Consider the following 20,776-nt stretch of genomic DNA (forward strand, 5'->3'; position numbering starts at 1 on the left):
GTAAAGCAGGTAAAATGAACGGTGCAATGACAGCAGCTGGCGATTGCCTTCGCCAATTTTGCAGCGCCATGGCAACGATCAGTTGGTCTGGTCAGCTCCGTCTAGCCGGGCCATCTGGTCCACTAAGCTACTCACAACAGCCAGATCCATTTGTTCAAAGACGACCTGGGGAGCTAGAAAAACGGTGAGCAGCAGGACCGGTTCGGTGGCCTCCGGCGAGGGCACGACGTACTGGGTGTGCGGGGTGGCCACTGAGATACAGGTCTGCATCGATTGGCGCTTCCCCTCCAGGCCAAACCTATGCTGGGTACCAAAGGCGTAGTGGTCCCCCAGTACCCGGGGCATATCGATCCAGAAGACAGGCATTTCATCGCTTATGGTCTGGCAGTCGGGCGTCTGGATGAGGAGCATGCGCAGCAGCGCCTCGGGTTTGATCATCCGGCAGTTACTCTCGAGCGTTGACATGATGCGTGGAATTAGTGAGGGTTACAAAGGGAGGTCAGTGGATTCATCTCGGCGAACAGGGCCAGCGGGGCCAGGTAGACCGTCAACATGGGCGTTAGCTGGCCCGGGCGAGCTTTGTGTTCCACCTGGCCTAGGTGGGTCAGGTAAGCCGAGACGTAGGTACCTGAGTCTTCGGGCCTGGTGAAGAAGGTAAACGAGTGTTTAGTCCCGTAGCTATAGGTGGAGCCCAGCACGGTTTGGCGGTCGACCCAGGTGGTATAGCCAAAGGGCCGGTATTCGGTGCGGTCGGCGCTGGTGTAGAGACTGAACTGGAGCAGGGCCTCTGCCTTGGGGAAGAGAGGGGCGGTGTGATCAGGTATCGGCATAGCGGATGATCCGTAAATGATTGATAAACGAGTACGCCGCTATATTACAAGTAAAATATAAAATATTATAATTGTAAAACAATAAAGTGGTGCCCGGCGCGTCAAGGACCAGTCCAGTGGCTGCACCGTGGCTACGTAGACTTGCGTTTTTATCGTTGATTAAGCCAATCGCTGATTTGGTGGGCCGTTGCCTGTGGCTCTTGGGAGGTGATATCAATCGTCAACAACGGCTTTTGACCTAATTCACCTAGCCACGTATGCATCCGGTAGTTGGTCTCAAAGTAGCGTAGGGACGATTCAGATGCTTCAATATCTCGTTTTGAGGGCTTGCAGGCTAACCGATGCGGATCTCGATTTCGCTTTAACCGTTCGGACAGGTCGGCTTTTAGCTCGACATAGCTTACGACTGCGCCTTGTTGATGAAATACGCTAGCCACCGCATCTATGTAATCCGTATCCGCTGGTTCATCAAAATCCCAGACATAGGTGAAGATCAAGCCATCCAGATCACTGGCTGCTAGTTCCTCAAAGAAGGCAAAGCGAATACGCCGATCAAGCCGTTCGAAGGCAGGGGTGCCAAAGTCAAAAAACTGATGGACCAGTTCTATGGACATATGGTTATGAAATAATCGTAAGGTGGTTATTTTCTCTAGTTCCTGACCAACCGTCATTTTACCCACGGCGGGTGGCCCGAAAAGGATAACTAATTTCATAAAAACGGTTGAGAATAGAGTTAACTAATCAGTATTCATAGCGGGCGTCAGCGCCTGACCAGTGAAAGGATAAAACGGTATCCGGGATACCGTAGTGAAAGAATAGCTATTTTCAGGCGGATGAATACCTACCTGTCAGTTGAGATAAACTATGAACTGACCAAAACTGGAAGTAATAGGTCATTCATTGGTTGGTTCATTCACCTCCTATTGATGCACGTTGGTTAGTCTTGATTTATATACATTCTTCATTGGTTTGGCGGTCGTTGACGGACTAATTCTAGCCGCTCTGCTGCTTACCTCCACCAAGCCCCAGAAACAGGCCAATCAATTCCTGGGACTGACGCTGCTATTCTATATGCTTCCGGTCCTTCGCGTTATCATTCAGGATACCGGATTTTTTAAGCCATTTGCCAGGAGTGGGTTGTTCGACATTGAATTGCTTTTTGGCTTAGGACCCTCTTTGTACCTGTTTGTCAAAGCGAGTACAAATTCCCCGGGCCAGTTCATCCGTCGGTATTATTGGCACTATTTACCCGTAGCGCTTGAATTTAGTTATTATCTGACACCAGCCTACAGGCAGGTGCAACACCATCTCATCAGTTGGCCATCGGATACCTCCCATTGGTTGTGGTTAGTAGAACAGGCGGGGGCAGTGATCTCCCTACTGACCTACCTTTATTTGACCAGCCGGTGGTTGTCAAGACACAAAAAGGAACTGCTTTCTTCTCCAGGGCAGCAACAAATACTTCGTTGGCTAGAGAAGCCCGTCCGCTTTTATGCCTTGTTCTGGCTGGCTTGGCTCGGATTACGAACGTTGGATGTAGGACAGTTTGGCGAATCGCTGCCCATCAACGCCTACTACCCGTTGCTGGTCCTGCTATCGGGGACCTCCTGCTGGATCGGCTTTGTCGGATATACATACTCGTACCCAGAGCAGGGGTTGACAGTGGCTGTAGCAGCTAATAGTGAAGCCCTACTTAGCCAAGACCACAGTGCGCAGTTAGACCAGTTACGCCAAGCGATGGAAACGGATCAGCTTTATTTGAACGCCCAGTTGAGTTTGGCTCACTTAGCTCAACACGTTCATCTAAATCCACGGCTCGTTTCAAAAGTACTCAATGAGGGGTTGGGGAAAAGCTTTTATGAGTTTGTGAATGCTTACCGGGTTGAAGCCGTAAAAGAAAAACTGGTGAACGCTCGCTACCAGCACCTTACTTTTTTGGGCCTAGCCTTCGAGTCCGGTTTCAACTCGAAGGCCACCTTCAATTATCTCTTCAAGAAACACACCGGCCTGACGCCTAAGCAGTACGTGGCGGCTCATCACCAAGCCAACAGCGGAGCAGTAAATAGGTCCGAATCGACGCATTCAGACGACTCACCCCCGGACGACACCTAGCTTAGCGGCTTCATGTCACGAACGTACGTCCTATGGTCAAGTTTACTCGCCAGCTGTTCCTGGGTATCAGTATTCCCTTCCTGATCACCACTTCCCTTACTCACCAAACTGACCCGCCAGCAAAGCGGAGGGTAGTTACCCCTGCCCTGGCGGGTCAGGTAACCATTTACCGGGATACCTACGGAGTACCGCATGTGTATGCGCAAAGCGATGCGGGTGCCGTGTTTGGAGCCACCTATGCCCGGGCCGAAGATGAGTTTGCGTACATGGAACAAGCCTACATCAAAGTCCTGGGCCGAGCCGCCCAGGTGCAGGGCTCCGCCTGGTTACCTTGGGATCGGCTTGTCAGGCAATTAGAGATTGAAACCTACTCTAAACAAGAGTACCGGGCTGCCTCACCCGCGATTAAGGCGCTCTGTGAGGCCTTTGCCAGCGCCATGAACTATTATTTAGCCAAGCACCCCCAAGTTAAACCCCAGCTGCTCACCCACTTTGAGCCCTGGTACGCTCTGGCCGGTTACCGGCTCTTTCATCTCTCGAGCCTGGACGAATTTACGACCGATTATTTACAGCTCCCTTCCCTCCACCGCTTTACGGGGTATCTCTCCTCGACCATGTGGGCCATCAGCCCGGCAAAAAGCACCAGCGGGCATGCTATGCTCTTTATCAATCCACATATTCCCTTGGATGCTCCATATGAATTCCATTTGCACAGTGAACAGGGGTTAGACATATCCGGACAAGTGGCCTACGGCATTGGCCTGCTTCCCCTGTCGGGTCACAATCAATCGATGGGCTTTGCTTTAACGGCCAATAAACCAGATGTATCCGATTTATATCGCGAACGCTTCGATGCGGTTGATACCCTACGCTATTACTACGGCGGTCGCTACCGTCAGGCCCAGTCATGGCAAGACACGGTATGGGTCAAGGAAACCACGGGCCTGGTCAGGCAGCTAGTTTCGTTTTGTAAAACCAAGCATGGCCCCGTGTGGACGGCTAAAGATGGCCAGCGCGTTGCGTTGAAGATTGCCAAACTTGAAAAGGGGGGTATTCTCGATCAGCTTTATGCGATGGCCAGAGCCACTAATCTATCCGAGTTCAAAAAGGCGATCACTCCTTGTAACCTATTGTACAACAATATCCTGTATGCGGGCGCGGATGGGCACATCTTTTACGTCTACGGCGGAGCCATTCCCCGGCGCAATCCACGCTACAGGTGGGATAGACCAGTCGACGGCTCTGTATCGGCCACCGACTGGCAGGGCTATCACCCACTCGCTGAGCTTCCTCAGTTACTTGATCCCGCCAAGGGGTACCTACAAAACTCGAATTCGTCCCCGTTTTTTTCTACGCAGACTAACCGATTGAATCCTAAAGATTTTCCCCCGTATATGTGTCAACACGAACGCGACACCCCTATCGCCCGGCGAGCCCGGCACCTGCTAACCAGCGAGCGCCAGTTTAGATATAGTCAACTGCTGGAAATGGCATTTGATACCTATGCCGAGCAGGCCGATACGACTATCTCAGGACTGCTTTCCGAGTGGAAAAGCTGGGCCAGTGAGCTCAAAAACGAAGCGGCTCATTTCCAAGAACCAATCGACACCCTGAAGGCCTGGAATAGAACGTCTACCATTCAGTCGGTGGCTGCTTCTTTGTACGTGGGTTTGCTGTTAGTACCCGAAGCAAATGGACCCTATCCCCAGTTAAGAAAACTGGATCAGGTTCTGCGTTTATTAAAGACCAACTATGGCCGCTGGAAGGTACCTTATGGCGAATTTATCCGACTCCAGCGGCCCCAGATTCTCCCCGGCATGCCCACCTATAGTGATAAACGGACCAGTTTGCCCAGCGCCGGGCTACCCAGCCGGGCAGGAGCCATTTTTACCTTTAACGTCGAAGGCCCCAGACAGTCGACCAAGCTCTATGGGGTCCATGGTCACTCGTTTGTCAGTGTGACCGAGTTTAGCCAGCCCGTGGGTAGTCATTCGGTGCTGGCCTTCGGGCAAAGTCGTCATCCTGCTTCGACTCATTACGCCGATCAAGCACCCCTATACAGCTCGCAAAAACTCAAGCCGGCCTGGTTTACGTTGACTGACATCAAGCGGCACCTAGAAGCGGTTTATACGCCCTAATCTTACCTAAGACATACTTTCTTCTCTGTCTCTCAAGCCAATGCCTCCAATAGCAGTGGATATAGCTCCCCGATCACCCGCCCCAAGGCCTGGCTCAACTGCTGCTCACTCGCCGTGGCCACATAGCTGTACTTCACTCTAACTGTCGATTGTCCAGCGTCAGCACCACGCCCTGGATCATTGACTATCATTGGCTAGGGCAGTAGTAGATACTATCCTTATCCGTTGACCAGCAGGCTGAAATCGTCAAAGCGCCCTTCGATCATCTAGGCTGGTATGTATTCGGACTCAACGCTGTCAAGCCGCATACCATGATCGTACCCATAAGCACAGGCAGCAGCTATGGGTAGGGCTAAATAGCCGTCTGACTCATAAGCCCGGTCTACCTCCTGACCGTCTTCGTAGACGAACTTAGGCACGGTATAGTAAGCCTGCCATTTCAGAAGCGCTTCGTATACCGCCCGATTGAAACCTGGCTGATCCTTATGAAGAATTGCATGATATATAGCTAGCGTTGGGAGAAAAATAGACTCTGCGATTGGTTTGCGGCTATCAAATACCATTTTCCAAACAGACAGCGAATTGAACCCCTCGACGGTAATATATTTCTCGTATTCCTCCCAGTTAAGCAACGTGCTGATATGGTGATAGGCAGCAGCAGCTTCATCTTGGTTGCTCTTCCCCTTCAAGATCGTTTGATAGAAGTACATCATTGTCTCCCAGATCAGGTCTTGCTGGTTGGCCTGCTCGGTGAACGTGACAGGAATAGTGGCACAAAACGAGAGTGCCTGCTGGTTGCGTAGAATGAGAGCAGTTTCAATGCCTTTTATTACAAAGCCAGCGCCTATGTCGCTATTCTTGAATCGACCAATAATATCAAAATGTCTATCGCCGATCTTGAAGGAGATAGGTTTCTGATCGTTCGTAGTAATTAGAAACCATGCGTAATTCAATTGGCTATAATAGTACAGAAAATTAAAAGTTTCTTCTGAATTGCCGTAACGATTAGCTGTACCCATAGCTTGGAAGATAGTCTGAGAATACATGCTCAAATTATGACCTACCTCGTAGGTATCTCTTGCTCTCTGAATCCTTTCAAATACCCAACGTATATAATAGAAGTTGTTCTCTTTGAGAGAAATATCATTCTGCGGCGTCCGATCAGGAGTGCCATGTACTTGTATAGTCTTCATTATAATGTCACTGGCAAAAGTTTCTGTATAGAATTGATAAGACAGCCATCTTACGTTTCCTAAGCTATCCCTTGCAAGGCAACGACCCGGCCCATCGTCAGATAAGCCGGGTCGTTGCCTTGTATACTTTCTTCTACCGTGCTTAGGCTATTGCCTCCACCAGCAGCGGGTCCAGCTCCCCAATCACCCGGGTCAGATCCTGTTCCAAGCGGTGTTCGCTCAAGGTGGCTACATAACTGTAGCGCAGCCGGAAGGCCGGGTTCTCCAGGGTCAACACCACGTTTTGCAGCGTTTCTAATTGGGCCTTAATGGTAGCCAGGGTTTGAGTAGTAGGCTCAAGGGGAGTTGCACCGCCCGTAGATTGGACGTAATTTTGCACCGTGTTCATTTGAACTGATGGTTTGAGTGATTCATTCTGCCCCTTCGCTACGATCTTCCCGGATACTGAGCGTTGGGGCTTTTTGTTGACTATCAACTCTATAAATATAGAAACACTTGTATTATAATACAAGTGTTTAGGCAAAAAAATACCTTACTTAAAGTCAATGAGTAAGCGTACGCCGAGCGCATCCGAAATACGTTGTAAGGTATCTAAAGTCAGGTTTTGGCCGCCCTTCTCAAACCGGCTAAAGGTTGACTCAGCAACACCAATCATATCACCCAATTCCTTTTGAGTCAGCCCTTTCGCTTTACGCGCTTCCCGTATTAAGCTTCCTACCCGTTGCTTGACGTCCTCTTTCTCTGGCATGCGGTTAACTGGTTGAGTTGTAAAGATAGGTAATCAATGAGCGGGCAGTCTACCAGTAGACGTTGCTCACGTCAACATGGAGTAAAGTACAAGTAAGGGCACTGTGACAGACGTGTCAACTTTTGCTGTTTTGGGGTGGGTTGCCTTGTTTTTGGGCAAATAGCCAATCCAACAAACCAGGCGTCTTGACAACCTCTTCCCAAATGCTATGAGCGGCATCAGGATACTCGGTATACTGTGGGCTAGCGCCCATTTTTCGCAGAGCAGCAATCATATCGCGTGACCCGCTGACGGGGACGTTCTTGTCTTTGGCTCCATGAAAAGCCCACACTGAAACCGAGGTCATTTTAGAAGCCTGAGCAGGATCGCCCTCCCCACAAACAGGGATAGCGGCGGCAAATAACTCCGGATGCGCCCCGATCATGTGCCAGGAACCATAGCCTCCCCGCGAGACACCCGATACATACCGCCTTCGTGGATCAATCGAGTAAAGGTTGTCCAGGGCGACAATGGCTTCAATCGCCAGCGGAGCTACGGAGGGCGTATTGGCAACTCCGCCCCAACCCGTATAGGGTGGGCACCGGGGTACAAAGACAAAAGCTGGATAGTTTCGCCTATTCTCCTGGGTAGCCAGCCAGGCCGATATGGGGCAAGCCTCGATTTGCCTGGTATTATCTGACCGGCAAGAGAAAGGAAGTCCGACGACCAGGGGGTATTTCTTTTGCGGATTATAGTCCAGTGGCTTTAGGAGACGGTAGAATAAGGTATCTCCCTGGCTGTTGACATAATGACCTTCGTCAAAAGGCTGCGCTAAGGTTATCTCTTTATTAGACAGATGCGTTTGGCCGTAGTTTTCACCCACCAATTGAAGGCCCACAACCAGCGAGCAGACGGCTAACAGCGCCAAAATTCCTTTGGCGAGGAGCCATTTGTTCGACGATGCGGTGCGTTCGCTGCCGGGGCTTACCTGACGATACTCATCCATGAAGTTGACCAGGAGTAACACCGGAATGACTCGATCAGCCAGGGAGAGCCATTGGCGAATCAAGTCCAGCGTAGCATTGGGCGGATAGGGTGGCGTATTGACAAACCAAACCAACGTAGCCAGGTGGCCCAAGTATATGAAAAATAAGGCAATACCCGTTCGCTTAAGCCAGAGCCTCTCGCTTGCTCTAGAGACCCAAAGGCTAAGGGCATAAGTCAGATTGGTCATAACACCCAAAAAAATGACCGTATCGGGGTGTTGCCCAAGGCTAGGATATAGCCTGGCTAGGACCAGATAGAGCAGACTTCCGAATGTAGTTAAGGTGGCTACTACGCCTGTCAAAAAAGTGACTCGGTAGGCTTTATACTGATAATAGGTTAACAGTAAGATGGATGTAATTAAGGCGATGGGATTTACGATCAAGAACCAGCTTGGAAATGACGGCAGGCTGTATAGCTCTGTTCTGAGCTGAAAATGAAGCCAGCTTTGAAAGAGGCTAACCGCCAGGGTGAGGCTTAAGCTGAAGCAAATCGTTTGGTAGACATCTCTTCTCATAAGGCCGTGGGTGAGAATTCTCCCCAGTTCAGCAGTGGCTATTAACGAGAAAAGAGTACACCGTCTGGGCTCTACTAGTCAACTGTTGGCTACTTATGACCAGTCTTGACACTGCGTGTCATTTGAGTTTAGCTTGGTGGGCAATCAAATAAAAGACAAGCTAGTTTAGTATACCACTGAATCCACGATCCGCAGAATTTTCCAAAGGCATTTGATGTCCGTGGCATCAACGGTCATAGGGCCATAACGATCATTATCAGAATGCAAGACCAAATGCTTCTTTAGGGTGATATCATTCGTCTTGATCCGCTTGACCACAAAGCGATTTGCATAAAGGACTGCATACACCCTATTCGACTCGTAGCGAATATTATCAGGAGTTACATGCTCCCCCAATACCATTGCTCGGTTCTTGATGTCAGGTTCCATTGAATCCCCCTCAATTTCAATAATGACATGCTTTTCAGGGTCTACTTCAACACCGGGAATATACAGTTCATAATAGTCTTCTATGAACTTAAGCTGGCATCCTTCCAAGCTGTTTTCAATGACATTGGCTTGACCTTTTATACTGATTAGCGGTAGTTGCTTGGCCTTGCTCATATCCACCATTACCCGTCTTACCCGAGCGCTGGACTGGGTTTGGCTTTGCATGCCCGATGGGACTAGTTCGTCTACAGTAGTTCCTAGCACATGGGCCAAATCATGGAGTTTACGAATGTCTGGTTTAGACTTTCCCTTGATCCAATCTGATACAGATTGTGGCTTTACGCCCATTATCTCGGCTAAACGGGTCTGATTCAGCCCCTTGGCTTTCATTAGTTCCTTAATAGCGGTGCCAGTTTGATTCACTGAAAAAAATATTTTATCAGTCATTAACTGAATATTCAGTTAATGACTTACATTTGGAATATCATATAAGGAAGCGCCGGATTTGGGGGCCTCAAACATGGTAAAAGTATGCTAGCAACCTAGCTTTTCAAGTGAAAGGTTAGTTGAGTGGCTTTTTTTTCAATCAAAGGGTGATTGTACTATGCAAAAAGTGTCAGCTACACAGGCCTTTAAACAACGAATGAGTAAGGCTAAGGCGAAGCTACCAGAAGGAGTAGGTCAGCTAGCCGTGATCCGGCAAGTGGTGCAGCTGAAGCCTGAATTGGACCGGCTCACTAACCTGGTGCGCTGGAAGAATGCCTACTCGCTGCACGTGGCTGATCCAGAGCTGACCGAACTGGTTGAGGCCGCCGTGGAAACACTGACCGGCGAGGTTGACTCCGCCGACGCGCTGGCCCCCTTGTAAACCGGCCCCCTGACAAGCTTACCCAATTTTTCACAAAAAAGCCCCAACCTGTTTCGTAGACAGAGCCGGGGCTATAAACTGATTCGTCAGATGAATCGCACAAATGTAGTCAAGCCTGGCCAAAGCGCCACGCCCCCTCCTCCCACAAAAGCCACCCTCATTCGGCTCAAGCAGATCCAGGACTACCAGATCCTGGCCCGGGTGCGCCTCAAAGAGCGCCTCTCGGGCTCGCCCACCAGCGCCACGCTGTATGATCTGTTGATGCAGGATCAGCTCACCTCTATCAAGCACAACCGCCATGCCTAGCCAACGTCAACACCAGGGCGGGGGAAACCCCCAGCGCCAAACAAGTCACGACCCCGATATGCAGCTGGTGGTGCGCCGCCTGCGCGATCTATACGTGCAGCGCCAACACTGGCAGGCGGGCAAGAACATGGCCCTCTACATCGCCCCCTACCAGGGCATCAACCCCGAGCGGACAGAGCACTGGATCGGCACCAGCGACGAGCCGGAAGCGCATCTATTGGCCGCTCCCTTAAACGAGCTGATCAGTTACTACGAGCAGCTGCTGTGGCTGGCGGGTATCCCCCTGCCCACGCTATGAAGAGCCTGGCCCTCGTCCTGATCAGTCTGCTGGTCGTCTCGCTGCTGATTCCCCTGATCAAGGGGATGTTCAAGAATCCCTTAGACAAGCACTTTGATGAGTAGTCCAATCTGCCCCTACCGGGAGGCGGTTGATCCCAATCTCCAGGCAGTGGCCAGTGAGTCGTTGCACTGGCTGCACCTGGATGAGCACACCTGCGAGCTGCGCAGGTGTACGGAGGAGCCCCAGCTGGATGGCTTTGGCAAGCCCACCACCCAGCTGCTGGGCATGGTCCAGTACAACCCCGACGTGGAGCTCTACCTGGCCTACGTGCAGGCCTGGCTGGACCCGGGCAAGCGCCCGCTCTTGCTACCCATTCTGGCCCGCTTCCACCGGCTGCTGGCCCAAAATGAATTGATCCACTTTCTGCTGACGACTAACCGCCTCTAGTGATGGCTACCTTCCACTCGCTGCTCAAGAGCTTTATCCAGCAGCACATCGCTGCTCCTGGCCCCCTGGCCTCCCCCATTGCCCCTACGGTGATCGATAACACCCAGCGCTGGCAGACCCACTTTGTCTGCCCCCAGGCGCTCTCGACGGTGCGCCGGTTGATCGATCAGGACATGCTGCGCTGGCTGGATCGCCAGCCCACCTACGTGTCGCCTAAGTTGCTGCTGGTGGTCGAGCGCCTGGTCCCCCAGGAGTACGGCATGGTGGTGCTCACCCACGAGGCCTGGGTGACGATCTCCCACGCCCTGGTGACCTACGAGATCGTTCAGGAGCAGCTGGGGCCGGTGCCCCTGCTGGAAGGCGGGGAGGCCAAGACGATTCTCCGGCACATTGCCTGCGTGCGGCACGTACCCCGGCAACTGATTGCCTGATTGCCAACTAGTGGCCTAAAGCGCCGCTTTGGCCGAGATTCAGTAGTGACCTGTCCAAGGGAATAGGACAGCCCGATCATTGCCTGCTGCGTTTGCCCTTTCATATAGACAGTAAACCGCGCTTGGCGGGCCACGCTTGCGGCCCGCCAACGTTACCCCCCCCTTACGCCCGCAACCTGCTCACCCCGCCCTGTATGCTTAGCATTATCGAGAAAGCCGTCTTTACCCGTTTAAACCAGCACGTGCAGGCCCACAATGAAGTTCAGGCCAATCTGCTCCATAAAATCCGCCACGGCTCGCTGCTTACGCTTAACGCCTTGGTGAGCGTCTACTGCCAGCAGCTGCGCGCTTATCTGCGCAGCCCCCTGGCCATCGACTCCGCTGAGCTGCCCCCCCTCTACACCAATCGTCGCTTACTGGCCAGCCTGACCAAGGCGGGCACCCGCACCATCTACGATCATTTGGAAAAGCTCATCGCCGCCGGGATCGTGCGCAAGCAGTTTCGGGGCCACCGCCACGACTTTACCCTGTGGATAAGCCCGTGGATTATGCTGGGTGAGGCCTTCGAGCCGATCCCCTTAGTGGACCTGTCTAGCGCCTCCCACCCGGGCTTTTCCCCCCATATGCGGCAGACTTCGCCGGATAAGAACACATTTAAAGGGAATACTAACTATCCTAAAGGCGGTGTGGAAACGGTGGATAACCATCTGGGGGTTGTTTTGAGTCCGGTGCCACCGTCTCCACGGGGCGCGCGATGTGACGTTGAAATTTTGACATTAAAACGGGAGGCTGCCCCGGGCACCAACGACCCCGGCAGGGCCACATTAAAAGGGGGATGGGGGGCCGGGGCGTCTGGCCCTTTATCCACCCTCATTGCCCAGATAACGAGCCATAGCGGGCCTGTAGGGGCCTCTAGCGATACGGGAGGCTGCTCAGCCGGTGGTATCCGGCACCTAGGAACTGCCGGGTCCACCGGCGAGCGCTCTCAACCAAATGCCAGCGCGCCTGGCTCAGCGGCTCCGGCAGCATCAGCCAGCGCCCTTGCTGATCTGGAGGCTACCAAGCGCTATCTGACCAGGGCCTTCTGGGAGGTAGCTAGAGAGAAGCTGTGGCCTGATCAGTTTTTCTCTCCCCAGCACACCCGGGATATTCTCAACCTGCTGTGGCGGGATGTGCTCTACGGGCGCATGAAGTGCCCCTCTCCCGAGGCCTGCCACGATCTGTACGCCCAGCGGGTCACCCAGCTGGAGCTGGTGGAGAAGTTTGGCCACCGCCAGAAATGGGCCTCGTTTATGCCGCCCAAGTGCTTTTTCAGCTACGAGCACTACCAGGGACAGCTGCAAAGCGGGGCCAGGGGCAACTTCCACCACACCACGCCCTGGCTGCTGGCCAACCAGAAAGCAGCCCGTTTGCAGGATCACACCCGGCTGATCGACCGGGCCATCACCTCAGTCAACAATCTGAAAGCGCCCCGCAAGTGGCAGGGAGAGGTCACCACCCTGGCCCTGTACACCTACTGGACCAACCGGCTGCGCAGGGAGGTGGGTGATCCCCTTTTGACGGACCGTTTTCACGTGGCCGTCCAGGCGCTGGCCAGCCAGCTCAAGGCGGGGGCTATCTCGCCTGACTTTTCGGCTTAACAATCTCTGACTACCAATTCTTTAGCAACAATCGCCCCATGTCCCAGTTTAACCGCATTCCCCAGCAGGTCTACACCGATGCCTTTATCAAGGCGCTTCTGATTCGCAGTGACGGCAGTAAGGCCACGTTTGTGATCTTCCCCTGGGACAGTCCCCAGAAACGCGCCAAGATGTTTGGCTATTTCCAGCGGCGGGTCAGGGCCCAGGAGGGTGGCCGTTTCCGCAAGGTGCAGTTTTACGACAAGCGCGACGGGGACCGGCTGGTGGGCGAGATGGACGCCCTCTACCGCTACACGGGAGAAGTAGCCAGCTGGGTGTAGCGCGCAAAAAAAGCCCGGCTGCGTCACCACACGCTGGCCGGGCAAAAGTCACTCTTGGAAGAACAAAGATACATCCATTTGCCAGTAGCACAAGAACACCCGGCTAGGCTTATCCACCGCCTGGCTTTCCCGTGCTGGGCTGCTGGCTTCGCCAGTCATTGTCTCTTCTTGAATGAGCATCGTTACGCCTTCGCCTACTCCCCTGCCCGGCCTGCACCTGCGCGGGCTGGGCAGACCCCTGCCCATCAGCCAGATCGTGCGTTTTGAGGCCGATGACAACTACACCCGCATCTACGTGCGGGGTCAGGTTCATCCCTTGCTGTATGCCTACACGCTGGGGGTGATGTGCCAGCGGTTCCCCTTTATGGCCCGCATTACCCGGTCAGCGGCCATCAATCCCCAGCACGTGCAGGCCGTTACTCGGCAGGGACTAGAACTGCGAAATCATCCCCCGGTCTGGCTCTCCCGTCACTATCTCAAGCGGCTGCCTGCCGAGCTGAGCCGTGCGCGTCAAGTGGTTGACAGACAAGTGTATAGTAAACTGTGATGTAACGCGCCTAAAGTTATTGTGATGTAACGAAAGCGGTGATTTAGCTTCGTAGCGTGACCGTTGGTCCCCTTGTCAACTGCCCTGCTAGAAGCTAACTCGCCTCTTTTTTTATGCCCTCTCTTTCCCCTACCCCCGCTTTTACCCAGGCCTTGGGCGCGCTCTGCCGCCAGCATGGGTATGATGAGTTCGTTACTGCCAGCTTTGAGCCCGCCACGGGGCAGCTGCTCATTGCCGCCGGGCCCACGGCGGGCCAGCTTACGCCTGCTATGCAGGCCATTCTGGAGGGCTGCCAGTCCATCCGGGCCACCTATCAGGATCGGCACCGCTCTATTGAGGAGGAGGACGACGAGTATCTCGATGAGCCCTACGAGCTGGACTAAGCCGCTTCCTCCAGGGCGACTAGCCGGTCATTACTATCACGGCGTGAGCGTGGTGACCTGTCAGCCCCCCTGACCAGATCCTAGCTTTATTGAGTCTTGATTCAGCCCCGCTTTCCATGTCGTCTTCTGCTAGTTGCCGTAGTCTGTCGCTTCCCGTTACGCCCTTGGTCAAACGCATCATCCTGGCTTCCACCAAAGGGGAGGCCCTGTTTGTGAGCCGCGAGCAGCGCAAGCCCTTTAATCCCTATTCGGCCTATCTGTTTGCCCTGCTTCAGCGCGAACGCCGATCTGCCGATGGCCAGACAGTAGCCGATAGGGCACTCACCGAAAGCCTGGAGATCCAGATTCCCGAGTGGCAGATGCGCACGGGGTGCATCGAAGGCATCACCCCCGCGCGGGCCGTGGCCTTCAACACCTTTGTGACGAGTATCTTCCGCCAAAGACTTCGCGAGGAGATTGAGCTGCGACTGGAGACCACCCGGTTTCTCAAAGACGCCGCTGAGCTGGCCCTGGCTCGCTGGGGGGTGGATGAGGACACCTATCCCCTGAGCGCTGCCATTCGTCATTACATCCGTCACCGGAGCGAGAGCAGCGGGATTACCGATACCCCTACCGATTCACTAGCTATTGCCTGATCTTAATTGCGTTTGTTGCCAAAGTTGCGTGTAGTGTGGTAGAGGGCCGTTCCGTTGGGGCGGTCCTCTTTTGTTTGGCTGCTGGCCCCTTGAGCCGCACGCCGTCATTACTGCTCAAACAAATCGTGCGATTTGTTTGAGCAGTAATGACGTAGGATGGGTGCTTTCCTGTTTGTTTGCCCGGGGATTGATTCATAAGCTTACCGACTGGCTTTATCAGGAACCGGGCGCTATCAAACGTAAAAGCGGTGCCAGTCTGCACTGACACCGCTTTATCAAGTACGGTGAGCTTTTACTACCTACAGACCACACTCCCTGCTTGAAGATGGCCCCCGTCGTTCATTTTTGGTGGAGTGAATGGTGGCTCACTGCTCATTAATTGACGCTTGTCGCAACTTTCGTCTTCTTTTTGGCTACAACTTTAAGCGCTTTGGTGTCGCTTTTCAACGCCTGCTTTCCGGCCCTCATTTCCTTCATAGCTAGCCAACAAGGCATCATTTTGGCTGGTTGAGGCTACGCGTAGTACGTAATGTTTTGATCGCAGAATGAAAAACGTAGTCGCATCAAGTGAGAACACTTTTTGTCGACAGTGCCATTTAGCCGCCAACGCTACCTAGCCCCGCATACCCAAAGGATGTCGGCTAGAGCACGATCTTTTTTAAACGTTGGATAAGCCCAAACCCTTAGCCATTTTGAGCTAGGGGTTTGTTTTTCCAGTATGTACCTCTTAAAACCGTACGTTTGGTGAGTGATTGGGTATAACGACTCAGTCGGCTTTCCGTATGATACGTATTTTGATCGAATGCTGGCGAGGACTACTAGCCTACTGGCGCTATTTTCTAATCTTATACGTGCCTGATCGCCGCCCCCCTAGAAACCGAAAGCGAGCCCGAAACTAGGGTTACCAAGGCCTTGGCCTACAGCGGTGTTAACGCCTTAGTACCCACTATCTGTTCTTAATGATCCAAGCCGGTTGACCAGTCCAGTATCCAGGGGTCCGACGATTCAGCCTTCTTTTCCAGCAAATACAGGCTTACCTGTTCCTGCAAGGAATCAAAGCCCAGACCTAGCCGCGCAAGGGCGGGTGGTATCATTGTTTGCCAAACCAGAAACGAATCCAGCTCCCCAAAGCAGGTCCTAAGGTCAATTCCCTGCTTAAGTAGTTCCAAAAAGGAAAGGTAATGGGGCGGAGCAATGACCTCCAGTAGGTGCTCGTGTTCCGTGTAAACAGGCTGATTCACCAGGCCTGCTACGGCCAGGCGAAATAAGTCAGGCAGGGATATATGCTGTATCGGATCGGCGGCAGGCATAGCGGCGTCTTAGTACTGGTTCACCAGGCAGTAGCCTGGCGATGGGTGTCTCTAGCGCCTCAAAAATAAGAAGCCCTCTGAGTAGTTCCCAGCCGGTCAAAAAGATTAAGCTCCTTGACGCATGGCCGTATACCAAGTAAACACGATTGGCCTAGTTGGTTAGGCGATAGCTAGTTGCCTACAGAAACGGCAGTGATTAAACGCAGGCTACTAGCACAGCTTACTACTCGTCAAGGGTAGTGCTAGCACGTAAATAAACTTGACAAACAATCCAGATACCTGTTGGTAGTAGTGCTGTATAACACCTATAAACGAGCAATTAGTATGAGTTTTATCACTGTCGGCACCGATAGCGCCGGAGACGATATCAAGATACATTACCAGGACGTCGGCACGGGCGCGCCCGTTGTGCTGATTCACGGCTGGCCGCTGAGCGGTTCGATGTGGGATTACCAGCTGGCCGAGCTGCCCAAACACAACCTGCGGGTGATCGCTTATGATCGCCGGGGATTTGGCCACTCCTCCAAGCCCTGGGACGGCTACGAGTACGACACGCTGGCCGACGATCTAAAGATCCTGCTGGAGACGCTCGACTTGCAGGAGGTCACCCTGGTGGGCTTCTCGATGGGCGGCGGCGAGGTGGCCCGCTACATGCGGCGGCACGGCGGAACCAGGGTGGCCAAGGTGGCCTTTATCAGCGCCGTCACGCCGTATCTGCTTCAAACCGACGATAATCCCGAAGGGGTTGATCAGGCGGTCTTCGATGAGATATTGACCAATCTTCAGCAGGATCGGGCTGCTTTTCTGCAAACCTTTGGTAAGCAGTTCTACGGGGTTAATCTGCTGAGTCACCCCGTTAGCCAGGCGCACCTGGATGGCGACTTCGCTCGGGCTTACGTGGCCTCGCACAAGGCCACCTTGGACTGCGCTCAAGCGTTTGCCACGACTGACTTTCGGCAGGATCTCTCCTATATCAATGTGCCCACGCTGATCATTCACGGGGACGCCGACAAGACCGTGCCCATTGAGTCGTCCGGGGAGCTGACGGCTCAGGCCCTGCCCCATGCGGAATACCTTGTCTACGAGGGAGCGCCGCACGGCTTGTACTTCACCGAAAAGGACCGCTTCAACCAGGATCTGATTGCTTTTGTGCAAAATTCCGTGGGTAGTCCTACTCCCGAGCCGGCTGGCAGCACAACCCTTTATTAGTTTTTCTGAGAGCATTGCGCTAGAAGCCACTTCCTATGAGGAAGTGGCTTCTTAGTTGGTGGTAAGCTAGTCTCATCTTAGCCTACCAAATGGCCAGTACAGGGTTAGTCATTTCAAATAGCTCATCAGGCCATGTAGTTATTTTCTAATCCTTCTTTATACCGCTGCTTTGCTAGGTAGTTATGTCTATTGTTTACTACTCGCCTGCTCCATGTACTACGGAATAAGCCTGATTGTTGTGGGCCTACTGCTGCGCTACCTCCTGGCCAGAAACAAGCTTGACCGGACGCCTACGGCCAATGTGCGTCAATACGATTCTTTCGAGGCCTACAGAAATAACATGTTGCTTCGGGCGGGGGCCAAGTTAGTTGGGCTACTCAGTGTCCTGACAGGCATGCTGTTAATCGGACTTGCGCTGGCCAAGGGCTCGCCCTAGGGTACCACCTTTAGGCAAGTTGCTTGGTTTTGTCGCGTTGACCTTAAAAGGAGCATTCCAGCAACTGATGCCCTGCAATAGGCAGCGCCCACCGGCGGAGCACCTTCACCCGCCCGCTGGCAATAAACGCCTCGATCTGATACCGGCTGGCCTCATCAACCACGTAGAAATGAGAAAACCGGTCCTTGGTGAAGGCCTGGACCGGCACAATCTCCCCCACGCCGTACTGCTCACGGACGGACTGGATAATCTTGTAATCCACGGTAGCATTGGGAATATTGCGCGCCGAGAGGGCCGTTTCCCAGCTCAGTAGAAAGTGCGCATTGCCTACCCGGTGGTGATGCAGGGGAAGAAAGTAATCAGCTGATTCAAAAAAGATGGGTTCACCCGCCTGATTGGCGGGTAAATATCGCACAATGCCGCTGGGAAAGAGCACCAGCTTCCGATTCTGGTAGAACATAAACCCCAGCACGCCTATCACGTAGAGCGGCAGCCAGCGGCTTAAGCCAAGCCAGCCAGGTAGTGACCTGGTCGGGGACCCGGAGACTGGTCCGGCGTAATAATGATACGCATAAATCAGCTGAAAGGATACCAGCAGCGTAGTGGGCCACTGGTAACGGCTGAGAAACACCGATAGATACCCAAAGGAAATAATCAGGGTCGCTCCGGCTACAGCCAGAGCCAGATAACCCGTCAGCAGATAAAAGCTGAAGGCCTCATCGGTAACCATGGCGGCGAAGCCCTCCTTGATGCGGGGAAGGGCAATGGTGACAAACAAGCCGACTACTAGTCCAATGCGCAGCACCGCCAAGAAGTCAAGCCCGGGTAGCTTCTCCAGGTGAGCCGACAGGTTGGGTAGCAACTCACCCAGGGTGTGAAAAAACGACAGGAAGGTAGGCAGCGGAATCCAGGTGTGGGGACGGGCCGCCTGAGACTGAATCTGAAAATTGGCAAACCAAAGCACCAGCCACCCGCCGCCGGTTAGTAGGTGACTGCCCAGCACCAGGCTGTAAGCGCGCCGTTTGGACCACAGCAGCAATAGCCCAAAAAAGCTAAACGACGCCCCCACGTAGAAGGCCCCGAAGTTATGGGTCATTACCAAGGCCAGCCCCACCACCAGGTGCAGTCCCAGCAGGGACCAGTGAGCGGGCCGCCGGATAAGTTGATGGTTCACCAGAAAATAAACGCAGCTTAGCAGCAGATACAGGCTATAGGCCCGCATCTGGGTGGAGAGGGTATAGTTCAGGTACGTCAAGCTGCTGAGAAGGGTTAGCAGGACGAAGTTGGTAACGGGCCTGGCAATCAGCCGGGTCGTATAGCGGTAGAGCAGGGTCAGACTCAGGGCAAAAAGGAGAATAGAGACCGCCCGTAGAAAATAAGGGTTCAGGCTGATGGTGTGTCCCAGCAGCCAGTAGAGGTTAAAAAACAGGGGGGGATTGGCATCGATGTTACTGACGATGGCGTGGTTCATGTGGCCCAAGGAGGGGTCGGTCAACAGGATGTTACTGAGCACTTCGTCCATCCACAGCCAGGGGGCTTTGAAGTAGAGGGAGGCCACCAGCGTGGCCGTTATGCCAACCAGCATTACCAAGCTTAACAGGATTAGTCTATTGCGGACGGCTGAATGATTGGTTAACCGCAGATCGTTGTATTGATACTCCATAGACTAAGCTCCTCTTGCTATACATGCGCTCATTGAGTAGCCTGGCTGGCTACCTGCCTGTCTAGAAACCTATCACACCGTAAAAGGCTGAAAAAGGAAAGGGGCAAGTGAGCCAACGGGGCGAAAGGCCTGCTTGAAAGCCGTTGGCCCCATTGGCTCACTTGGCTAAACTCAGGTTGTTGCGCCCCGTTAGCAGTAAGCGACTGACCTTCCTTTGGTAGCCCACTGCTCATACCTATGCAATCCCAACCCACGCCTGCAGCGCGGCAAGCGCTGGCCGAGCCGCCCTACCGTAACTACCTTGTCTTTCTGCTCTTCTTTGGCGTTCCCCTGCTGTTTGCCCTCTATACCCAGCATGCCTGGGAGGACTGGTACATTACCTTCAGGGCCAGTAAGAACCTGGCCCTGGGCAATGGGCTGGTCTTTCAACCCGGCGAACGGCTGCACACTTTCACCTCACCGCTGGGCACGCTGATTCCCGCCTTGCTGGCCTGGCTGACAGGTGGACAAGCTGACGAGGCGGTCCTGTGGCTCTTTCGGGGGCTAAACTGCGTGCTGAGTGGCCTGACGGGCTTGTTAACCTGGCAGATCGGCCGAGCCCTGCACCGCTTCAGCTTCACAACCTGGTTTATGTTGCTGCTGCTGGCCGTGGACGCCAAGCTGATCGACAACAGCATTAACGGCATGGAAACGGCCATTGTCGTATTTTTTCTCACCCTCACGGTGCATTCGCTGGTAATCACTCGACAAGGCCGGTATCTGGCCCTGGCCATGGCTGGGCTGATGTGGAGTCGGCCCGACGGCTTTATGTACGTATCAGGCCTATTGATGGGTATCCTGATCTGGGGCAATCGCCTGGCCCCGGACGCGAGCCGTTCCAGCTGGTTTGGCCTCATCTTGCGGGCGGGGCTCCTGGCCCTACTACTGTATGCGCCTTGGCTGGCCTGGGCGAGCTGGTACTACGGCACGCCCATCCCCAATACCGTGGTGGCCAAAGGTATTGGCGTCTCCGCCTCCCTGGGCGAGCTACTCGGCTCGATGGCCGCTTTCCCCCTGGAGGCCCTGTTTGGGGCAAAGGGCCGGCTCCATCTGCTGTTTACGCCGACCTACCCCGAGTTTGGGGGTTGGCCCCTGCGACTCTACACCGTCAGCAAGGGCCTGACGCTGCTGGCCATTGGCTACTGGCTCATACCCAAAGTGTCCACCTGGGGCAAGGTGTTTTCGCTCATGGCCTTTATCAGCGTCCTTTACCTGAGCACGATCAAATATCCTTACCCCTGGTATATCCCCCTGGGTACGTTTGCCTGCATT

25 protein-coding genes are annotated in these 20,776 nt (G+C 53.6%); 15 read left to right on the top strand and 10 right to left on the bottom strand.

Going from position 1 to position 20,776, the window contains the following annotated elements; all coding sequences use genetic code 11:
• Positions 1-78 precede the first annotated feature (78 nt).
• From J2I46_RS30920 to J2I46_RS30930, 3 genes are all read right to left on the bottom strand, one after another.
• A complete protein-coding gene (locus tag J2I46_RS30920) occupies positions 79-465 on the bottom strand; it encodes a hypothetical protein (RefSeq protein ID WP_207332978.1) in 387 nt (128 codons plus the stop codon).
• 11 nt (positions 466-476) lie between these two features.
• Positions 477-830, bottom strand: a complete 354-nt coding sequence (locus tag J2I46_RS30925) for a hypothetical protein (protein WP_207332979.1) — start codon at positions 828-830, stop codon at positions 477-479.
• A gap of 149 nt (positions 831-979) precedes the next feature.
• The gene (locus tag J2I46_RS30930) at positions 980-1,543 is read right to left on the bottom strand and encodes an ATP-binding protein (protein WP_207332980.1); all 564 of its coding nucleotides are present in this window, start codon (positions 1,541-1,543) and stop codon (positions 980-982) included.
• A gap of 424 nt (positions 1,544-1,967) precedes the next feature.
• On the opposite strand from J2I46_RS30930, the gene J2I46_RS30935 reads away from it, so the two are divergent.
• Together J2I46_RS30935 and J2I46_RS30940 are read left to right on the top strand one after the other, a co-directional pair.
• Positions 1,968-2,942, top strand: coding sequence for a helix-turn-helix domain-containing protein (locus tag J2I46_RS30935; protein WP_207332981.1), 975 nt, complete (start codon positions 1,968-1,970; stop codon positions 2,940-2,942).
• Between the two features lie 32 nt (positions 2,943-2,974).
• Positions 2,975-5,080, top strand: coding sequence for a penicillin acylase family protein (locus J2I46_RS30940; protein WP_207332982.1), 2,106 nt, complete (start codon positions 2,975-2,977; stop codon positions 5,078-5,080).
• Between the two features lie 266 nt (positions 5,081-5,346).
• On the opposite strand, the gene J2I46_RS30945 is transcribed toward J2I46_RS30940, so the two are convergent.
• From J2I46_RS30945 to J2I46_RS30965, 5 genes are all read right to left on the bottom strand, one after another.
• Positions 5,347-6,273: an immunity 49 family protein gene (locus J2I46_RS30945; RefSeq protein WP_207332983.1), complete on the bottom strand. Its 927-nt coding sequence runs from the start codon at positions 6,271-6,273 to the stop codon at positions 5,347-5,349.
• A gap of 142 nt (positions 6,274-6,415) precedes the next feature.
• Entirely contained in the window at positions 6,416-6,661 is a 246-nt protein-coding gene (locus tag J2I46_RS30950; RefSeq protein ID WP_207332984.1) for a hypothetical protein, read from the bottom strand.
• 144 nt (positions 6,662-6,805) lie between these two features.
• On the bottom strand, positions 6,806-7,021 hold the full coding sequence (locus J2I46_RS30955; RefSeq protein WP_207332985.1) for a helix-turn-helix domain-containing protein: 216 nt from the start codon (positions 7,019-7,021) through the stop codon (positions 6,806-6,808).
• A gap of 115 nt (positions 7,022-7,136) precedes the next feature.
• Positions 7,137-8,138, bottom strand: coding sequence for a carboxylesterase family protein (locus tag J2I46_RS30960; protein ID WP_229380045.1), 1,002 nt, complete (start codon positions 8,136-8,138; stop codon positions 7,137-7,139).
• Between the two features lie 588 nt (positions 8,139-8,726).
• The gene (locus tag J2I46_RS30965) at positions 8,727-9,437 is read right to left on the bottom strand and encodes a LexA family transcriptional regulator (RefSeq protein WP_207332987.1); all 711 of its coding nucleotides are present in this window, start codon (positions 9,435-9,437) and stop codon (positions 8,727-8,729) included.
• 157 nt (positions 9,438-9,594) lie between these two features.
• Here J2I46_RS30965 and J2I46_RS30970 point away from each other — a divergent pair, with 157 nt between their 5' ends.
• From J2I46_RS30970 to J2I46_RS31015, 10 genes are all read left to right on the top strand, one after another.
• Positions 9,595-9,858 (top strand): hypothetical protein, encoded by a 264-nt coding sequence (locus J2I46_RS30970; RefSeq protein WP_207332988.1) that lies wholly within the window; start codon positions 9,595-9,597, stop codon positions 9,856-9,858.
• Positions 9,859-9,948: 90 nt separating this feature from the next.
• Positions 9,949-10,164, top strand: a complete 216-nt coding sequence (locus tag J2I46_RS30975) for a hypothetical protein (protein ID WP_207332989.1) — start codon at positions 9,949-9,951, stop codon at positions 10,162-10,164.
• Positions 10,157-10,462 carry a hypothetical protein gene (locus J2I46_RS30980; RefSeq protein WP_207332990.1) on the top strand — a complete coding sequence of 102 codons (306 nt, stop codon included), beginning with the start codon at positions 10,157-10,159 and terminating at the stop codon, positions 10,460-10,462. The genes J2I46_RS30975 and J2I46_RS30980 overlap by 8 nt, the downstream gene beginning before the upstream one ends.
• Positions 10,463-10,558: 96 nt before the next feature.
• A complete protein-coding gene (locus J2I46_RS30985) occupies positions 10,559-10,891 on the top strand; it encodes a hypothetical protein (RefSeq protein WP_207332991.1) in 333 nt (110 codons plus the stop codon).
• 2 nt (positions 10,892-10,893) lie between these two features.
• Positions 10,894-11,322, top strand: coding sequence for a hypothetical protein (locus J2I46_RS30990; protein ID WP_207332992.1), 429 nt, complete (start codon positions 10,894-10,896; stop codon positions 11,320-11,322).
• 623 nt (positions 11,323-11,945) lie between these two features.
• Positions 11,946-12,962 carry a hypothetical protein gene (locus J2I46_RS30995; protein ID WP_207332993.1) on the top strand — a complete coding sequence of 339 codons (1,017 nt, stop codon included), beginning with the start codon at positions 11,946-11,948 and terminating at the stop codon, positions 12,960-12,962.
• Between the two features lie 38 nt (positions 12,963-13,000).
• On the top strand, positions 13,001-13,282 hold the full coding sequence (locus J2I46_RS31000; protein WP_207332994.1) for a hypothetical protein: 282 nt from the start codon (positions 13,001-13,003) through the stop codon (positions 13,280-13,282).
• 172 nt (positions 13,283-13,454) lie between these two features.
• Positions 13,455-13,829 (top strand): LytTR family DNA-binding domain-containing protein, encoded by a 375-nt coding sequence (locus J2I46_RS31005; RefSeq protein WP_207332995.1) that lies wholly within the window; start codon positions 13,455-13,457, stop codon positions 13,827-13,829.
• A gap of 113 nt (positions 13,830-13,942) precedes the next feature.
• Positions 13,943-14,212, top strand: a complete 270-nt coding sequence (locus J2I46_RS31010) for a hypothetical protein (RefSeq protein WP_207332996.1) — start codon at positions 13,943-13,945, stop codon at positions 14,210-14,212.
• A 116-nt stretch (positions 14,213-14,328) separates the two neighbouring features.
• The gene (locus J2I46_RS31015) at positions 14,329-14,847 is read left to right on the top strand and encodes a hypothetical protein (protein ID WP_207332997.1); all 519 of its coding nucleotides are present in this window, start codon (positions 14,329-14,331) and stop codon (positions 14,845-14,847) included.
• 956 nt (positions 14,848-15,803) lie between these two features.
• Here the strand turns inward: J2I46_RS31015 and J2I46_RS31020 are convergent.
• A complete protein-coding gene (locus tag J2I46_RS31020; protein WP_207332998.1) occupies positions 15,804-16,157 on the bottom strand; it encodes a hypothetical protein in 354 nt (117 codons plus the stop codon).
• Positions 16,158-16,481: 324 nt separating this feature from the next.
• Here J2I46_RS31020 and J2I46_RS31025 point away from each other — a divergent pair, with 324 nt between their 5' ends.
• Together J2I46_RS31025 and J2I46_RS31030 are read left to right on the top strand one after the other, a co-directional pair.
• The gene (locus tag J2I46_RS31025; protein WP_207332999.1) at positions 16,482-17,366 is read left to right on the top strand and encodes an alpha/beta fold hydrolase; all 885 of its coding nucleotides are present in this window, start codon (positions 16,482-16,484) and stop codon (positions 17,364-17,366) included.
• Positions 17,367-17,577: 211 nt separating this feature from the next.
• Positions 17,578-17,802, top strand: a complete 225-nt coding sequence (locus J2I46_RS31030; protein ID WP_207333000.1) for a hypothetical protein — start codon at positions 17,578-17,580, stop codon at positions 17,800-17,802.
• Between the two features lie 43 nt (positions 17,803-17,845).
• On the opposite strand, the gene J2I46_RS31035 is transcribed toward J2I46_RS31030, so the two are convergent.
• Entirely contained in the window at positions 17,846-19,465 is a 1,620-nt protein-coding gene (locus tag J2I46_RS31035) for a hypothetical protein (protein ID WP_207333001.1), read from the bottom strand.
• Positions 19,466-19,702: 237 nt separating this feature from the next.
• Here J2I46_RS31035 and J2I46_RS31040 point away from each other — a divergent pair.
• Positions 19,703-20,776: hypothetical protein (locus J2I46_RS31040; RefSeq protein ID WP_207333002.1), on the top strand; the 1,074-nt coding region annotated here is incomplete at its 3' end.

The organism is Fibrella forsythiae (genome assembly GCF_017353175.1).
In the GTDB taxonomy this organism is placed as follows: Bacteria; Bacteroidota; Bacteroidia; order Cytophagales; family Spirosomataceae; genus Fibrella; species Fibrella forsythiae.

Bases quoted from the DNA above. Each gene is read 5' to 3' on its own strand.
- J2I46_RS31035 (WP_207333001.1), bottom strand. From the start codon at position 19,465: ATGGAGTATCAATACAACGATCTGCGGTTAACCAATCATTCAGCCGTC.
- J2I46_RS30950 (WP_207332984.1), bottom strand. From the start codon at position 6,661: ATGAACACGGTGCAAAATTACGTCCAATCTACGGGCGGTGCAACTCCC.
- J2I46_RS30930 (WP_207332980.1), bottom strand. From the start codon at position 1,543: ATGAAATTAGTTATCCTTTTCGGGCCACCCGCCGTGGGTAAAATGACG.
- J2I46_RS31005 (WP_207332995.1), top strand. From the start codon at position 13,455: ATGAGCATCGTTACGCCTTCGCCTACTCCCCTGCCCGGCCTGCACCTG.
- J2I46_RS31030 (WP_207333000.1), top strand. From the start codon at position 17,578: ATGTACTACGGAATAAGCCTGATTGTTGTGGGCCTACTGCTGCGCTAC.
- J2I46_RS31020 (WP_207332998.1), bottom strand. From the start codon at position 16,157: ATGCCTGCCGCCGATCCGATACAGCATATATCCCTGCCTGACTTATTT.
- J2I46_RS30985 (WP_207332991.1), top strand. From the start codon at position 10,559: ATGAGTAGTCCAATCTGCCCCTACCGGGAGGCGGTTGATCCCAATCTC.
- J2I46_RS30920 (WP_207332978.1), bottom strand. From the start codon at position 465: ATGTCAACGCTCGAGAGTAACTGCCGGATGATCAAACCCGAGGCGCTG.
- J2I46_RS30945 (WP_207332983.1), bottom strand. From the start codon at position 6,273: ATGAAGACTATACAAGTACATGGCACTCCTGATCGGACGCCGCAGAAT.
- J2I46_RS30965 (WP_207332987.1), bottom strand. From the start codon at position 9,437: ATGACTGATAAAATATTTTTTTCAGTGAATCAAACTGGCACCGCTATT.
- J2I46_RS30955 (WP_207332985.1), bottom strand. From the start codon at position 7,021: ATGCCAGAGAAAGAGGACGTCAAGCAACGGGTAGGAAGCTTAATACGG.
- J2I46_RS30970 (WP_207332988.1), top strand. From the start codon at position 9,595: ATGCAAAAAGTGTCAGCTACACAGGCCTTTAAACAACGAATGAGTAAG.
- J2I46_RS30925 (WP_207332979.1), bottom strand. From the start codon at position 830: ATGCCGATACCTGATCACACCGCCCCTCTCTTCCCCAAGGCAGAGGCC.
- J2I46_RS31000 (WP_207332994.1), top strand. From the start codon at position 13,001: ATGTCCCAGTTTAACCGCATTCCCCAGCAGGTCTACACCGATGCCTTT.
- J2I46_RS30990 (WP_207332992.1), top strand. From the start codon at position 10,894: ATGGCTACCTTCCACTCGCTGCTCAAGAGCTTTATCCAGCAGCACATC.
- J2I46_RS31025 (WP_207332999.1), top strand. From the start codon at position 16,482: ATGAGTTTTATCACTGTCGGCACCGATAGCGCCGGAGACGATATCAAG.
- J2I46_RS30940 (WP_207332982.1), top strand. From the start codon at position 2,975: ATGGTCAAGTTTACTCGCCAGCTGTTCCTGGGTATCAGTATTCCCTTC.
- J2I46_RS31010 (WP_207332996.1), top strand. From the start codon at position 13,943: ATGCCCTCTCTTTCCCCTACCCCCGCTTTTACCCAGGCCTTGGGCGCG.
- J2I46_RS30975 (WP_207332989.1), top strand. From the start codon at position 9,949: ATGAATCGCACAAATGTAGTCAAGCCTGGCCAAAGCGCCACGCCCCCT.
- J2I46_RS30995 (WP_207332993.1), top strand. From the start codon at position 11,946: ATGCGGCAGACTTCGCCGGATAAGAACACATTTAAAGGGAATACTAAC.
- J2I46_RS30980 (WP_207332990.1), top strand. From the start codon at position 10,157: ATGCCTAGCCAACGTCAACACCAGGGCGGGGGAAACCCCCAGCGCCAA.
- J2I46_RS31015 (WP_207332997.1), top strand. From the start codon at position 14,329: ATGTCGTCTTCTGCTAGTTGCCGTAGTCTGTCGCTTCCCGTTACGCCC.